Raw genomic sequence first — 16178 nt, 5'->3', positions numbered from 1 at the left:
ACCTGTATGCCTGCTCGGTCGGCTTCACCGTGACCAAGGGCAGCACCCCGGGCTACGCCACCGCCGGCCATTGCGGCGACGTGGGCGAGATCGTCTATCAGGAAGCCGGCCAGTGGAACCCGGGCGTTCGCGTCGGCACGTTCTCCGCCTCGTCGATGCCGAGCGGCAACCAGACCGGCCCCGACCGCGGCTGGGTCAAGGTCGACACCACCCACACCCTGTCGGCCAGCGTCTACGGCTACGGCAGCGGCGACGTCACCGTGCGCGGCAGCACCGAAGCCGCCGTCGGCGCCGCGCTGTGCCGCTCCGGCCGCACCAGCGGCTGGCATTGCGGCGCCATCCGCAGCAAGAACATGACCGTCTCCTACGTCGACGACAACGGCAACCCCGACGGCACCGTCACCGGCCTGACCCGCACCAGCGCCTGCGCCGAAGGCGGCGATTCCGGCGGTTCCNNNCTCGGGCAGCCAGGGCAACAACGGCGGCGGCAACAGCTACTACACGCCGATCAAGTCGATTCTCAGTGCGTATTCGTTGACCTTGCGGACCAGCCCGTAAGTCGAAGCGGTTGAAGTGTGAGTTGAAGCGCCCCGGGTTCCGGGGCGCTTTTTTTTGCCGAGCACGTTCTGCATGCATCGCAATTGTCCGCATCAGATGTGCCGTGGTGGGTAGTCTGAGCGCAACTCCTGGTTGCCCTTGCGGTTAATACGAAAATCGGGAACTCTTCGACCATCCGTGGTCAGCTCGACAAGAGTCCGTCGCATGCCTCTGGCTTCGAACGTAAATCAACCGCGTGCAACCATCCGCAAGATGCCCGTCGCGCTGACACTGTGCCTCGCAATCAGCGCCTGCACGGATTCGGCGACAGCCACGCACACGGACACCGCAACCTCTGCCGCACTCAAAGATCGAGCCTCGCCGTCTGCATCCCAAGGACAGGAAACCGCCGCCATGACGCCCTCGACAAGCGCAGCAACGTCGCGAGGCCCCGAACTGAGCGCTGAAGAGTTCGACGCCAAACTGTTCTCGCTTATCCAAGGCATCACACAACCGGAAGCGCTCAGCAAAGCGACTGTCGAACGTCTGACCGGGCTTAGCCTGTCCGCCACGCCGCCTGGATCGAACAAATTCTGGGTCGTGGAAGGCAGCATCCGCAACGGCGACACCTACGCGTTCGGCTTCGATGAATACTCGTCGGGCGACAGACGCGTGCAGATACAAACCGGCTCCGCTCAACGCTACAACCCCGCAAAAGCTCAACCCTGCGCCCTCGCCTTCCAGGCCCTACACGGTCGGCTCAAAGCGATGGGGTACCAGGACAGCGAACTATTCGGCCCCCACGGCAAGCCGCAGGCCTGGCAATTCTGGAAGGGCCGACAATCGCTGGTGATCGACTACGCGTACAACGACCCCGCGGCGGCGGGCGGCGCCCGCTGCATTTCGAACGTCATGATAGAAGCCATCCTGGATTGATGAAGGTGTCGTCATGGATCGACAAAAATCCGTGTTTCATGACTTTGGAAGGCAAGGCGCGACACCACAGCAACTCGATATCCTAGCGCGAGCCATCGGCAGTTCGCCTAAACTCAACCGAGAGCTGACCGCCGTTATCGAGACGGGAGATGTCACCCAACTCGGATATCTCCCGGCGGACTCCACAGCCGGCGGCACCTATGACTCAACCCATCGCACGCTGAATCTCAAGGCGGCTCTTCTCAATGGCGCCCCGACCCAAGCCGTGCTGGATCGTCTGGCCGCGACCACGGGCCATGAAGTTTCGCATGCAATGCAACGTGCGGACGCCTACGCGGCGTCAGTTCGTTTTGTTGCGGACGTACAGCGTTTGGCGCAAACCGGCGATTCGCGGCGGGACTACACCACGCTGGTCGACGGAAAGATACAAACCGATCGAAGGCAGGAAACACTGGCTGAATTGAACGGTTTGAATACGATCGCCGACCGCATGCAGCATGCCGGAAATGAGGTGACGGCCGAAAGCCTAGCTCGACGCGCCTCGGGATACGCCTCGTGCGTAAGCGGGCGACCGCCCGCGTTCGATCCTGATATACGATTCGATGCGACCAGCAAGACCATACCGGTTGACGCGCATAACATCGAAGCCGTAGCGCGGTGCTTCTATGACATTCCTCGCCCCACCTCCGAATACCGCTACGAATCGGCCTCTCATGCGCTCTCAGTGATCGCGCAGAAGGAATTCGAGGCGCGCAAACTTGATCCCGACCACCCGCGCATGGGGGCCGAGATCGATTTCAAGGCTTTGGGTCTAGATCGAGAGAAGCTCCGTCAACAGGAGTTCGACTTGGGCCCTCACCGAGACGGCCCCTTCTATCTGATCGACAGCAGCGACCCGCAGCGGCGGCCCCTGGAAATCGAGCACACATCCAAGGCCCGCGAAAACAAGAGCCACCTGACCTCAGCCACGACGATGAAGGATGAAGCGCATCCCGATAACGCGCTCTATCGACAGAGCGTGCAAGCCGTCGGCGCGCTAGATCGTGAAGCAGGTAAATCATTCGATGCCGACAGCGAACGGCTGGCTGCAAGCATCACCTTGCTGGCGAAAGAGAATGGCTTGTCGCGGGTCGACCACGTCGTGCTGAGCCGTGGTGGCGATCGCCTGAATCCTGGCGAACACGTGTTCGTGGTTCAAGGCGAATTGAACGACCCCGCGAATCTACGGGCGCACATGAGCACATTGCAAGCTATAACGACCCCGGTAGAGACGTCGTTCCAGAAGGCGGAAACACTCAATGAGACCCGGACGGCTGAACAGCTCCACCGACAACAGCAGCAAGAGGCATCGCAATCACAAGAGACGACCAAACTCACGCATATGCGCTGACCCAGCTTGAGCCGCAGTTCGCATCAAACGCCAACGACGAGAAAACAAGGATTTTGCGCTTGCGAATGATCGCCCCAGTGCTGGCCCTCGCGCTGATAATGCTGCAAGCGTGTAGCGCTGTCGGCCTCAGCAAGAACAAGCGACCGCAATCCCCTGCACCGGCCGCGACGCCCAGCCTTCGCACTGATCCGGTGACGATAGAAAATCTTTTGCGCTGGCCGTTGGAAGGAGCGGCCAGCAAGGAGAAAGTCATCCAAGCATTGGATCGGCTGTTCCAGATGAAGCACCTACGCGCGTCGCAGTTCGCCGGGCAAGGCCCTGTGCGGCTAACAGATGGCCACATACTGAGCTTCGCCTATATTCGAAAGCTGTCCGGCGAGATTGATATCGGCGTCGACCCGGACTCATGCGTGGCTCCCGATTGGGCGGCCGCTATTACTGGAGCTTCACTGAACCCGGTGTACCAAGATGCCCATGGGGTAGACCGTGGCAAGCAGTACGACGCCAGCGGCAACGGAATCGCCGTGCGCATCAACACGACGCCTGTCACCTACCGCTGCGTCACGGCGATTCATATCTATCCGCTACCGAAGTGACTGCCGGATAGAGTTGAAATAGGGCGCAGAGTGCGATTCTCTGAGTGGCTAAATTGCACTCTGACCCCTATTTNCTCGGGCAGCCAGGGCAACAACGGCGGCGGCAACAGCTACTACACGCCGATCAAGTCGATTCTGAGCGCGTATTCGTTGACGTTGCGGACCAGCCCGTAAGTCGAAGTGGTTGAAGTGTCAGTTGAAGCGCCCCGGGTTCCGGGGCGCTTCTTTTCTAGAATCGAAGCGGCAAATGTCAGGTTCGATCCGACCAGATTTTCCGAGTCTCTCGCCGTCACGATTAAAACCGGCAAGGCCGTCCCCGTTACCGGAAAATCGCCTGACAATGCTCCCAATCCACCTTTCGTGCCTGCTCCTCGCCAATGTTCACCCGAAAAAACTCCCGCGCCTGTTGGCTTTCGCGAGTCATCGCCACCACAGTCAGGGCTCGCGTCAGTTCGTAGATACCATGCTCCGGCACAGGACTAAAGGCGAACAAGCGATAGTCTAAAAAATTATAATTGCCGTAGTGAGTATTGTCGGGAAGCATGACCGCTGCATAAAACTTCGTGGCGCCGGTCAGGATCTCGCCCACTTCAAAAATACTGGCCCGATACGAATCGAATGCACGCGTACGGCCGAAACGCACGCGTGGTGACATGTTGAACCCAACCGCTTCGACACCGGACACCCGCAAGGACATATTCATGGCGATGCCGCCACCCAGGGAGTGGCCTGTCACTGTGATCCTGGCGTTCGGGTAATGCGCGCGCAATTCTTTCAGATGTTTGTACGCCTGTCGGTACTGCGGCGGATCGCGCAGCGCGAAATTGTTCAACCAGTCGATACCTGAATCAAAATCCGTACCACGATAAGCAACGACGATACGAGAGCTGCCGGCCAAGGTGGCGCCATCGCCATACACCTGCAGAGCTAGCCCAGTCTCGCTGATCCACGACTCATGCAAGGTCCATCCAGGCAACCGGAACACGGGTTTCTTGTCGGGGTCCAGATAGACATTATTGGCCATGGCGGCGTGAATAAAATGCCGCTTCGCCAGTTCAACACGATTTACATCGGCAGCATCCTGGTCAAACGCCGCGTACGCACTTCGGTTATCGGGATAGCGATCCGTACAGGACAAATGAAACAACCCGTCCTGATTGATCTGCGGAATGTAAGGCCTTATCAGAACGTGCTGACCGGGCTCGATCGGCGGCGCTTGCCGCAGCGGATGCATCGCGCATCCACATAGCCACAACAACGCAATTGCTGCAAGGTTGCGCATCTCTTTCCCCTGGTAGACTGAAGAACATCAGTTTTTCTTCGTTTAGGACGCAAGCAGTTCCTCAAACTGAACAGCGCGCCCCATCCCCTTATCCTCAGAACTTCTCCATTCGCACGTTCAACAGATCATTGGCGAACGCTCTAACAATCAACGCCTCGAACTTTCCGATGAGCCGGTCAGGAACCTCATAAGCACTGAAGTAAGCCGCGATATCATGCAAAGGCACGTTCTGCCGAACAATCTGTCGCTTTTTCTCCTCCGGCCCTTTGTACTTGACCCGTTTCTGTGGATGCGACACGCGCTTGATGCTTTGGACCTCCCTCCGGTCCCGGTTGAAAGCGTTGTTCAACTCGTCCCATAGAGTTAACTTCTGAGCTTTCCCCGCATAGATCGCCCTACCGCGGCTATCGTGGAAAACGTAGATTCCGCGTTTCCCATCAAGGCGCTGCTTCAAGCCTTCCAGGTAAGGGTGCTTACCACCGCTTTCGGCGCGATCCGAAAACACGAGATACCGCGATCCTGTGTCGTGATATTCAATTTCGAAGAACTCCACAACCGGCACCACGGTCGCCACGATCAACTCGTCTATCCTCGCCTTGGAATAGCTCTCCAATAAATTAACAAACTGCCTGCAAGTCAGCTTACCTTTGCGATAGTTGACCAAAGCAGGTGGTGTCACCCCAAGAGTTTTCGCGAGCGCGGAGTCGGTGATATGGCCAAGGCCGTTCAAGCGCTGATGACGCTTGGCAAGTTCGTCCAGCAATTCCTGTCCTTTCATGCTCATCCTTTGAACGATCGTTTTAATATTGTTCGGCACCTAGCTACACGCATAAGTGCTGATCGTGGAGCATTGCTTAGGTACCGCATGCAATTGCGCCTTCCGGGTTTTGCCTACCCATGTCTAAACGCAAAAAACAATAAATTTCGGACTTGGGCGCCGCATCCATATTCGCGACCGGTGATATTGCTTTATTCGACTGCGCACGAAATTCTCTCAAGTCACCGCAATTAGGCTCATTGCTTCGCCTCTGCCTGCGCGGGCAGGACTTAATTCGATGCCGGCATAGAACTATTTCGCGACACCGTCCGATACCGGCGGCACCCACCTTGCCGAGCGTGAGCCCCCGTTTCCCAACGCCCATGCCACCCCTTGCGTCACGCAAGGCACCGTATGTCCGGGCGACACCGTCGCCATGTGGTACTGCCTGCGCTGCCGACAGGTCGTTTCCCACTACAGATTCGTACGGGAAGATTGAACACCTCACCGATATTAACTTGACCAAACATGAGCCGGCCCGATACCGCATTGATCTATCGCGGCGGGCACTCACACGCTGTTGCACGCAGAGATGAGCTAGATCAAGAGGCTATGGATCGGCAAGCCCCGGATATCGCTCCATCAATACATGCGCGATCCGGCTGCGCATTTCCGGGCCGTAGGCCGCGCCGAAGCCCTCACTTCGCATGAAGTTCGGCGCGTGGGCATTGGTAACGATGACGTCGGTGCGGCGCGGTGCTTTGGTGTCGTCAATGTACCAGCCCGGCAATGCCAACACAGGCACAACACGCACCGTCTCACCAACCGCTTGGCTTAAGAAATTCTGCAACCACTTCGCCTGGTGCGCGGCCTGCTCCAGGGGCTTGGTCTCCACGTGCGACGGGAAGGCTAGCCGTTTCCCGTCGTACTCCACTCGCGCCGATTCGCGTACCTTGGCCTCGGGTTTCTTTCGCGACTTGGTTTCCACGCAGAACACCACGCCGCGACCGATGACTACATGGTCTATGTTGAATTTGTCGGCCGGGAAGTCATGAAACGCCATCACCCCGTGCAAGGCCAGCGGATAGAGGCGTTGCGCGACGGCCAGTTCGGCGTACAAACCTTCGCGGTAACGTCGGCGTCTGCGTATATGGCGAATTAGTTTCCATGTGGCCCACGCCAGTATCACGATCAGGACCAGCGCGAAGAACGCATCGCCCCATCCGAACCGGATGCCGGACCAATCGGGAACAACACGGTCGATACGGACCAACAGCCAAGCCGAGAACAGTGTGGGCCCCGCCATCGCCACGACGGTGAGGGCTTCGGCGATGGCATCGTCGTGTTTGGCGATCTGCCGACGCAGGCCTTCACCCGGCTGATTGATCACCTTGAACGTCAGCGGCGAGCGCCGTCGATCGCGACGGCTCAGCGCCCGATAGAGGAACAGCACCGCCACCACGAGTATCGTCGGCAGCATCAAAGCCAGCAACAGAATCAGATTGCTCATCGGCGCATCATCCATCCTTGGGTGAGATAAGGCGATGGTGCAACAGCGATGCAAACCGGTTTATGCGTCAGTTCCCAAAGCAGAACAGAAGCGAGGGCATGACGCTGCCCTCGCCTCTTACCTCGCCCCCGTCAATGCTTCTCATCCCTCGGCGGATGCGGATCATTCCCATAGCTGTCGCTGTCCTGGATCTTGCCGTCCTGGCCGTGGATGACCAGTTCCACTTCGTCCTTGCGGGCGAGGTCGCGGCCGGCGTCCAGGGCGTCGGCTTTGCGGTCGTGGACGGAGCTCGCGCGGTCGGCGCCTTCGCGCTTGACGGCCCAGCCTTCGGGATGGGGTACGACGTGGACGTCTTTCTTCGACATGGTCCTTTGTCCTGTGAATGCGCGCGGTTTGCGCGCAGGGCCGACGCTAGCACCGCGGAAACGGCCTGCCTGGAAGCAGACACAGCGCGTGTGCCGCGGCGTGCCACGTCTTTTTGAAAACGTGAAATGCGGCAAGGCGAGGACGGGCTGGGTGGCTGTCGCCCGCCTGCGGGTCGCGGCCCTGGCGGGGCGAGTCGAGCGACGAACGCGGGCTTGTACGCGAACGGTCCAAAGCGCCTGCGTTGGACAAATTTTCACCATCGAAGGCCCGGCGAGCTGCTCCGGAATGACTCGGCGGTGTTCCGGAAGGGCTCGGAGAGATTCCGGAAGCCCGAATCGGTATTCGCGAAGCCCGCGCCGGGCTTCGCGAGCACGGATTCGGGATTCGCGAAGACGAAATCGGTGCTCGCGAATACGAATTTTGGATTCGCGAAGCCGGGCCGGGCCTTCGCTAAGGCGAAATTGCTGCTCGCTTAAGCGAAATCGGTGTTCGCGAAGGGCAAATTCGGCTTCGCGAAGGCCGTCGCGGGATTCGGGTGCAGCTCGATCGTATTCGCGAACCTCTCCGCGGGCTTCGGGAACAGCAAATCGGGATTCGGGAAGCGCCGCGCGGTGTTCGCGAAGGCCCTGGCGGACCAGCGTCGAAGCGATACCGCCTTGCATCGGCCCCGCCCCCATCAAGCGAACGACGCATCGCACCACGCGCGCACAAAAAAGCCGCCCGAAGGCGGCTTGCTGGGACATCGGTGCGTGGAGGTCGCGACAGGCGGCGGCTCACGCCGGCGGCGCGGCGGCATCGCGGCGGCCCTTGGCCCAACGCGCGCCCATCTCCTTACGCAGGCCGTCCAGGCCCTGGTTCTTGCCGGACACCTTGAGCAGGCCGTAGCCCTCCAGCGCGAACGCCATCAGGTCCGCGCCGAGCGCGGTCTCGGTGTCCTCGCCGCGCTCGGCCAGGCGCTGCAGGCGGTCGAGCAGCGGACGCAGGCGGTCCAGCGTGCGCAGGTCCAACTGCGCGCCGGGCAGGTCCAGGCTGGGCGGCACGATCTGGCGATTCTGTTCCAGCACGCTGAGGGCCTGACGGCAGAACACCTCGGACTTCGGCCCCATCTTGGTCAGCCGGCGGCGGTCGTCGGGCGACAGCGAGACCAACCCCGCCAGCGCCGTTTCCAGTTGATCCAGCGCCGCCACCGCGGTGGCGACTTGCTCGTCGGACACTTCTAATTGAATCAGGTTCACGCTCATGACGAATCTCCTTGTCGATGCGGACGCACGTCGAAACGACGGCGACGGGCATCCTGGCGAAGCGCCGGCGCGATGAGCAGTCAGCGAGATCCGCATTGCGGTGTCGGATTTTCCTTGGGTTAAAACGTGTGCAAACAGGCACAGACGGCTTGCGTGCGCATCGCACGCCGTGACTCGGCACATTCGCGAAGCATCCGTAGCGCCCTGCCCGCGCCAGAGGCAGACCGGCGACCAGCGGCATGTCGGAATGTCGACGCGGCCTGCGCCGCTATGGCGTTCAGCCAGCCGCGAATCGATAGCCGAAATGCCGCGCTACAACGCGGACGGACCAACGGCCTCGGCGATCCGGTCTAGGTCGTCGGCTAAGCGATCAAAGCAATCGGCCAACGCTTGCGCCGAGAGATAGATTACGTCGGGGCCAGCTTGGCCTTGAGGCTCGGTGAGCTGGGCGAGTAGACGCAGGTGATCGCGGGTTTGGGTTAATGCTTGGTAGGCGGTCCTAGATAAAAGATAGCCTTGAGTGGTAGAGCTTGAGGTGCCACGTCTGATTTGCATGTGATCTAAATCCAGATATTTTTCACAAACACTACCTGAATTCATTCAACATTCAAAATTAGAATAAAATTCTTAAGCAATCAAATTCCGCGCCAAAGCGGCAGCCCACGATAATAATTATTTCCCTTTCACCTCAAATCCCAAAGCACAGCAACGCGCGACGGCATTTGACTCATCTTTTACAGTTGAAGTGATTCCCTCCATGGAAATAAAAGGCAGGGGCACTCCAAATTCACTCTCAAGCTTCAAAAGAATCTTTTTTGGCAGATGCTCGGGTCTTAAGACAGGAAATAAGGAGTTACTATCCCGCACAAGCGAGTAAGCTTTTTTTCTTACAACCCTTTGATTTTCTGAGCGCGCAAGGAAGCCGGCAACAGACCTTTTCATTCCGCACATCAAGAAAAAAGTCGGGTCCCCTGTCGCGCGACTTATAACGCCCATGCGATAAATATCCCTCAGTATCATGTGCAAGGTAGGTGACGAGTAGCCGAACCATTTGTATTCAATCCATCTATTCCCGCCATCCTTGGCCCATCGAATATCACATGATCTCGGCCGCCCCCGCTTATTACTTACAAGCACGGGATGTTTTGCCTCAAATTCTATGCTATCGACCTTCTCTGCCGCATGGATAAGCTGAGCAAGCGCCGACGCCATTCCTCGTTCGGAGAAGGCATAACCGCGGTCACACGCAAATTCAAAATTGAGATACGCAGTTATCCCATTTACAACGCCCCTAATGACCGCCATACCGCCCCCTTAAAAAACCGACACCCTCACGATAAAACACATGAATAAAATAAAATTTGCTGCAAGCTTACAGATGTATCTACACGCCCTAAAAATATATAGCCCTCAATAAACCCAAAGGCCAGAAATTACGCGATCACCTCTTCAACCAACGACACATTAATCCATCAAACTATGCTTTGAATGCAGAAAAATGACGGGCCTCTCTTTATCTACCTCACCGCATTTTTCCTTGCTCAGTAAATTCGCTCCATTTGCAGTCTTGAGGTGTATTCCATCCATCCAAATCCACCACATCAGCAAGAGCAAACAACCTAAGCTATTACTGTAGCAAGCAGCTTAAAATCATCAATATTACATCGCTTGGCAACTCTAAGTTTAAAGCTTGCCGAACTGGTCGTTATCGCGAAAGATTTTTGCAGTCTTCTCTTCAAAAGAGGAAGAAGTAGATTTTTTCCTGAGCAAAAAAATAATGTCAATTCATCATCGCCAATTGAATGCCGCCTTCTAACTTGCGCACAATCGGCCGCAAAAATACCGGTGCCGTGTTTAGCATCTGTCGCAACTTCAAAGTCAATTATCTTTTGAGAAATTTTTATCTGGTCTACATGCCCTGTGTAACAGGTCGACAACTCAGAAAGAGGAATATTCACAGTAGCAATGCCGCATCGTCTCTGACATGCGACTCCACTCGCCACGACAAATTTTGATAAATGACGCGATACAGCCTCAACCCATTGGGAAAAGTCGAAAATTTTACGTATGGAACTCAAATCCATAGAAACGACTTCTTCATCTAGAACTGAAAGGATAGCCTGCTCGTCGATTAAGTAGTTTTCAATACAATAACGGCTTAACCTAAACAATCTAATTAAACTTGGCTTCGGAGTTCCTAGGAGAACATCGTAATCTCCGTCAATTATACACACACACTTTCTTTCTCGCGCGCCCTGATCAGCTGCACACTGAGCCAGCACCTTCGATTTACTACCAATGGGAAATATTTGAGCGAGGGACACTTCTTGCCCTATAGCACGCCGGATAATTTCCATGTAAATTTTTTTTGACTCAATCGCGGTATCCTCAATAAAAATATCGACATCGTTAAATGAAGTGAAGAAGACATGCTTCGCATATTTCGCTGCCGCGCTACGTTGTAGCATGGTTCAAACACTCACGCAGTTGTTGACAAAGTCCCCAACAATTTCTGGAGAATGAGTCGCAATTATGAATTGAGCTCTGGCGCTGCTTTCAAGCATTTCCCCTAGCAAAATCTCTTGCCAGCGAAGATGCAAAGATAATTCGGGCTCATCAATAATAAATACATTGCTTCGCCGGCCAAAAGAATTAAAGAAAATATGCCCAAACATTACAAGTAGCTGTCGCTCACCGGAGCTTAACGCGCCAAGAGGAACCTCAGTTGCATCGGGGCGATGCACTTTTATCTGCCCCACCGCATCTATATTAATGGATTTTCCCGAATCCGAGAAAAAGCGATTAACACAGGCGACGAAAGAAACGAAGCGAGCTGACAGCTGATCGCTTTTCACATCAAACTCTCTGACAGTCTCTACTAACTCCTTTAATCGGAAGAGGTTGGATTGATTAAGCAGTGCCTCAAACACTGCGTCTCCTGCATCATCTTCGTTTCGTCTAGGGCCTGGTCTTTTGAGCCTTTTGGAGAGCTCCGTTACTTGCTGGAAGAACGGGTCCAACTCTTTCTTTGACTCCGCCTCATCAATGCCGACAGAAATAAGCGCTCTAATCAATGCATTTCTTTGGCTGGCCAAATCTTCCACTGAGGCAATCTGCGAACCGAGTCTGAATTGATCAAATATCTTCTCCTTCGAAACCTCTACATACCTGAAGCCAGTCAATAGTAATTTTCTTCTTAATCGCTCTGACTGTTGATCTTTAACTTGACGCACACGACGAAAAGCATCTAACACCAAAGCCTGTGTTTCTATAAGGCCTGCTGCGAGAGAACCTTTAATGGGCCTAGCCACTCGGCCGTACTCTCTTATAATAAATCCTTCACTATCTGGGCTTGACGCATACTCATCTTGAAACCCCATATGGCGCCGATCTAAACCAAGAAAAACAGGCGCTTGAAGATCACTAATTGCCCGATAAGTCGGGTTATCTGAAAACTTCACCTTCATAATTCGATTGGATTCAGCAACGCGCCTTGCATCACCCAATTCAGGCTCAATACTTTCCATTAAACTTCTTGAGATCTCTAAAGGAGTGCTTTCGCTAGAAATCGAGATCACAAGCTTGTCACGCTGCCTTCGAGCGATGATAGCTCTCACGCCTCCCTGATCGCTGAACTCGACCATGGCCTCAGCAAATTGAATGAATAGAAGATCTCTTAGTGAAGGCGTCAAAAGTGCCTGCATCATTCTTAAGGCAGTCGTCTTTCCACTACCATTGGGACCAGTCAGAATCGTAGGGTTTCGCAAAAAATCGAAATCAAATCGCAAGTAACCATAAACCCCGCGAGCACTAAATTTATTTATTCTCATAATATACTCATATAGATATTAGCTGTAGACGTTCATTTCGGCAGTCGATGACCAAGCAAAAGCGCTTTAACTTACCCGAGCCATGAAAACATTTCGCGCAACTGCCACAAAACAGTTCCATATTAAGCAAATCAGGATCACAAGCCTGGGGGAGAAAGCGATTCAAAAGCGTCGTTTGCGACACCGACAGCGCTCGCTTTAGCTGTGTCCATGAACGCGAAAAGCACACCATTCCGGACAGCTGCTTGTCCACTCGCCGAATAGCCTTTATTGCGCAGAGGTGCAGCAGGCTCAAACTGGGCGAGGTGAGATCGACTACCGCTCCCGGATCAGTCATGCCATGCTCCTGGAGCGGACACATTGAGCATGTGGACACACCGTCGCGATGTAACGTATTGATCGAACAGCCATATCATTATCGTGCTCGGGGCAACCGCCTACCCTTCGGTGAACATCACGTGCGACCTAAGTTCCTGGATGGGCCGCTCATGCGCACCATGTGCGATTGCTTGACCAGTGCCGGGCGTAATCGGGCGAGGCCTAGACAGCAGCCAGACGCGCTTGACGCGGGTACGTAAATCGACAATAGGACATCGGATTTGCGGGACTTCAACGCAATGCGGAATCCATGGCCGGACGTTAACGCACCGCTGAGTTCCCAGACATTGGAACGGCCGGGTGGCGACGCTTCGGGACTTAGTTTCGCGCCCAGCATCGTCTCAACTGCGTCGCGGCTGATGCGTTTGTCGCGAGCGATCAATTGCATCACGGCCAAGATGCGGGGTTCGAACTCTTTGGCCAGACGGGCCACACCGGGATCGGTGCTTATTGCGGTCTGCGTTGCTTCCTTTGGCTTTTTGCCCCGATCGCTAGTTTCGTCCACCGATGCAGCCGAGCATGCGGATACCAGGGATAACGCAAAGACCATCCAGAACCTGTATCCATTGATGCGCGGACCTGGGTGCTTCATGGCGATCTCTTCCTGAGCGCTGATGCCGGGACAATCGCAACATCATCGATTACGGCCGGGGTTGCAAGACTATTCGGCTGGAAATCTGCAAAGAAACTGACTGTTAGCCGTCGCAATCGTGCATTAGCGCAACTGCTAGTTGCGCATGGGCAGCGAGCGCTTATGGAAGTGTGCCTGATGGCCATCAACTTACCCATAAAGCAATAGCCCCGCCGAAGCGGGGCTATTCGTGAATTGATTCGCTGTATTTAGTGAACTCGATTCGCCTTACCCCCGCCAATTAGCATGCATCCGCCAAAACTCAACGCTGCGCCAATAAGCCGCCCGATCCAACCCCACCCCCGACCCGCCCTCCTCCACACCTAACGCATTACGCATCATCGTAATCGGCGCCATCGGCGTCTCGATCGGCTCGGCGGTGTACATGCAGCCGACCACGCCCCAGTCGGCGGTGGTGTCGGTGCCCTCTTTCGCCAGTTGTTCGCGGCTGTAGAGGATGACGATGAGGTAATCGGCCACGGGCGGGTCGAGGCCTTCGAACCAGCGCACCAGCACGGGCAGTTCGTCCTTGGTGCGGGCCTCGTAGTCGCTGCGCAGCAGGTGGCGGTTGGCGTCGGTGATCGGCGCGGTCAGGCAACGGGTGCTGGTCCAGTTGCGGTGGACGTGCAGTTTGCAGAACGGGGCGTAGCCGTCGAGGACGGTCAGCGGCGGGACGGCGTTGAGGTGGCGCTCGAATTGCTCGGGCGTGATGTCCTGGATGGTGTTGCGGCGCGGTTCGCGCGGGAACAGGCGGGCGCGGGCGAAGTCGGTGAGGATGATGGTCATGGGGGGATTATCGGGCAGCACGCGCCGGGCCGTCTGGGGCGGGTCGACCGCTCTGTGTTCTCAGGTGACGGCGCGCTTGCATCCGCGGATGGGGTCGCGCAGGGGTCGCCTTTTCGGCGATGGCTGCGGTGCTCGCGGTTATCTCTCGATGCTGCCGGGCATGCGCGGCAATCGATCAGATCGCTCCGGAGCCATCGATCCATGCGTACAGTCCGCTGATTTCGCGATCCGGCGATTGCCCGGCGTCCATCGAGAACAACTGCCAATGCGCTTCGCGGCCTGGCGGCAACGGGATGCATGAAATCTGCGGCCCTTGATCGAGCAAGGCCGCGATATTGCGCACGGCCTGCGCCTGCATCACCCGGATCAGCGGCGTCAGCAGGCGAAGGTCGACGTTCGCGGCCTCCAACGCGCGCAATGCGGCATCGGCCTGGGCCAGCATGTCTTCGTTCTCAACATTGACGTCGCGTGCGCGCACGGCCGCGCACCAGGCGTGATCGTCAGCCGGGGTCACTTGGGCGAGCAAGGCATGCAGCAAGGCGGCCGTGGCGACCGCCGGCTCTCCCGACAGTTCGCTGTTGGCCCACAGCAGCGGCGCATCGAGGCCGAGTGCGGCGTAGTACTGCGACAACTGCGCCAGTTGGGGCTTCTGGCGCAGCAGGTAGTCGTCGTAGGTCGATGAAGGCATGGGCGGCGGCCGGCTGCGAACTGGGTGACTGCCGCGAGTGTAAATCGGTGCGGTGGGAACGGGGTTGCGGCGTGGGTCGGCCCAATGCTTCAGCGCATCTGTGGTCGACTCGCGGCGTCTGGACCGAAACGCCTGTTCAATCCCTCAAGTGCTCAGCGCAGCGGCAGTTTCGCTTCGATCTCCAGCACGTCCGCCTCGGTCTTTATGTCGGGCGCAACGACAGGACAGGCGCGGTGACTCATGCTCGGCGATGGCGTATTCGATCCGACGTGATCGGTCGCACGGCGGTGTTGCAGCGGCTACGCAAGCTGCAACACCGCTTGAACGAGGCTTCGCTCAGGTGGGCCGCCCCAGCGCCACGTTCGCATAGGTCTGCGAGCTGCCTTGGACCGCGATGGTGTCGAGTTGGTCGATGGTGTGCTGGGCGATGTCGTTGCCGAAATCGGGCGCGGGCGCGGAGATGGTCGTCGGCATGGCGTCCATGAGCTGCGGCGTGGGCGATGCGCCGATGCTGTTGAGCACGTCGGCCGCCGCGGCGGACCACGAGCGTTTGCCGTCGGCGATATCGCGGTTGGTCTTCGCCGCGGCTTCGGCGCGATCGGCGGCGTCGTTGGCGGCGGCGACGGACGCGCGCGCTTCTTCCGCGGCGGCCATGTTTTCTTCGCTGGGATCGGCCTTGGCCGCAGCGGCGGCCTTCTTCGCTTCGTTGGTCGCCTCCACCGCATGCTCGTGGGCTTGCTGCGCGGCGGCTTGCGAATTGGTTGCGTAGCTCTCGGCCGCTTCGGTGCCGGGCTGCGACTGATTGTGGGCCACGCTTCGTTCGGCGAAACCGGCGGCCGCTTCGGCTTTGTCGGCCGCATCGGCGGCGTTCGCCGCATGCTCGGCCGCTTTGCTTTCGTTGTTGCTGTTGGCGCCTGAGGCCGCCGACGCGCCTGCGCCACCGCCTACACCGTTGATCGACATGGGAGCTCTCCTTTGCTGTGAATTCCAGGACGATGACGACGGCGCATAGGGGGACGGCGTGCGCGGTCGTATCGAATTCGACGGTAGTCGCTTGGGCTGCGTGGGGCAGCCTGGGGTCAGCCCTAGGGCAGTACGTCGGTGTTAACGAAGCGGCCGGCGGCGTTCAGGCTGGAATCGATGCGAGGATTCGCGAGGTTAAGGCGGCAGATCGAGCTCGCCTGTGCGTTCGTCCATATCCTGCGCTCACAAAAAAGCCCGCGGATGCGGGCCTTTCAGGTTAAGCACTT

15 protein-coding genes are annotated in these 16178 nt (G+C 57.2%); 3 read left to right on the top strand and 12 right to left on the bottom strand.

Annotated features, from left to right (window positions below; all coding sequences use genetic code 11):
- Positions 1-762 precede the first annotated feature (762 nt).
- The 3 genes from ASD86_RS15515 to ASD86_RS15505 are packed head-to-tail and all read left to right on the top strand — an operon-like array spanning position 763 to position 3459.
- Entirely contained in the window at positions 763-1473 is a 711-nt protein-coding gene (locus tag ASD86_RS15515; RefSeq protein ID WP_157476698.1) for a hypothetical protein, read from the top strand.
- 13 nt (positions 1474-1486) lie between these two features.
- Complete coding sequence (locus ASD86_RS15510) at positions 1487-2863, top strand: XVIPCD domain-containing protein (RefSeq protein WP_056112205.1); 1377 nt, start codon at positions 1487-1489, stop codon at positions 2861-2863.
- A gap of 59 nt (positions 2864-2922) precedes the next feature.
- On the top strand, positions 2923-3459 hold the full coding sequence (locus ASD86_RS15505) for a hypothetical protein (RefSeq protein ID WP_157476696.1): 537 nt from the start codon (positions 2923-2925) through the stop codon (positions 3457-3459).
- 319 nt (positions 3460-3778) lie between these two features.
- Here ASD86_RS15505 and ASD86_RS15500 read toward each other — a convergent pair whose 3' ends face one another.
- The 12 genes from ASD86_RS15500 to ASD86_RS15460 all read right to left on the bottom strand — a co-directional run bounded on the left by ASD86_RS15500 (position 3779) and on the right by ASD86_RS15460 (position 15891).
- Positions 3779-4741 carry an Mbeg1-like protein gene (locus ASD86_RS15500; protein ID WP_082578381.1) on the bottom strand — a complete coding sequence of 321 codons (963 nt, stop codon included), beginning with the start codon at positions 4739-4741 and terminating at the stop codon, positions 3779-3781.
- 94 nt (positions 4742-4835) lie between these two features.
- Positions 4836-5519, bottom strand: coding sequence for a hypothetical protein (locus tag ASD86_RS15495; RefSeq protein WP_157476694.1), 684 nt, complete (start codon positions 5517-5519; stop codon positions 4836-4838).
- A 589-nt stretch (positions 5520-6108) separates the two neighbouring features.
- Positions 6109-7008, bottom strand: a complete 900-nt coding sequence (locus tag ASD86_RS15490; protein WP_162253675.1) for a nuclease-related domain-containing protein — start codon at positions 7006-7008, stop codon at positions 6109-6111.
- Between the two features lie 131 nt (positions 7009-7139).
- Entirely contained in the window at positions 7140-7373 is a 234-nt protein-coding gene (locus tag ASD86_RS15485) for a DUF2188 domain-containing protein (protein ID WP_056112191.1), read from the bottom strand.
- Positions 7374-8147: 774 nt separating this feature from the next.
- The gene (locus tag ASD86_RS15475) at positions 8148-8615 is read right to left on the bottom strand and encodes a hypothetical protein (RefSeq protein ID WP_056112185.1); all 468 of its coding nucleotides are present in this window, start codon (positions 8613-8615) and stop codon (positions 8148-8150) included.
- 672 nt (positions 8616-9287) lie between these two features.
- Positions 9288-9920, bottom strand: coding sequence for a hypothetical protein (locus tag ASD86_RS26850; protein WP_157476692.1), 633 nt, complete (start codon positions 9918-9920; stop codon positions 9288-9290).
- A 314-nt stretch (positions 9921-10234) separates the two neighbouring features.
- Positions 10235-11083 (bottom strand): DUF4435 domain-containing protein, encoded by an 849-nt coding sequence (locus tag ASD86_RS26030; RefSeq protein ID WP_082578380.1) that lies wholly within the window; start codon positions 11081-11083, stop codon positions 10235-10237.
- A gap of 3 nt (positions 11084-11086) precedes the next feature.
- Positions 11087-12445, bottom strand: a complete 1359-nt coding sequence (locus tag ASD86_RS26025; RefSeq protein WP_082578379.1) for an AAA family ATPase — start codon at positions 12443-12445, stop codon at positions 11087-11089.
- A 454-nt stretch (positions 12446-12899) separates the two neighbouring features.
- Complete coding sequence (locus tag ASD86_RS26845) at positions 12900-13415, bottom strand: hypothetical protein (RefSeq protein ID WP_157476691.1); 516 nt, start codon at positions 13413-13415, stop codon at positions 12900-12902.
- Between the two features lie 267 nt (positions 13416-13682).
- Positions 13683-14240, bottom strand: coding sequence for a DUF3228 family protein (locus ASD86_RS15470; RefSeq protein ID WP_056112182.1), 558 nt, complete (start codon positions 14238-14240; stop codon positions 13683-13685).
- 175 nt (positions 14241-14415) lie between these two features.
- Positions 14416-14928, bottom strand: coding sequence for a hypothetical protein (locus ASD86_RS15465; RefSeq protein ID WP_056112179.1), 513 nt, complete (start codon positions 14926-14928; stop codon positions 14416-14418).
- A gap of 336 nt (positions 14929-15264) precedes the next feature.
- Positions 15265-15891, bottom strand: a complete 627-nt coding sequence (locus tag ASD86_RS15460) for a hypothetical protein (protein ID WP_056112177.1) — start codon at positions 15889-15891, stop codon at positions 15265-15267.
- Positions 15892-16178: the final 287 nt, after the last annotated feature.

The sequence above is a fragment of the Lysobacter sp. Root690 genome (genome assembly GCF_001427785.1).
Classification (GTDB): Bacteria; Pseudomonadota; Gammaproteobacteria; order Xanthomonadales; family Xanthomonadaceae; genus Lysobacter.
This window is presented reverse-complemented; position numbering and strand designations above follow the sequence as displayed.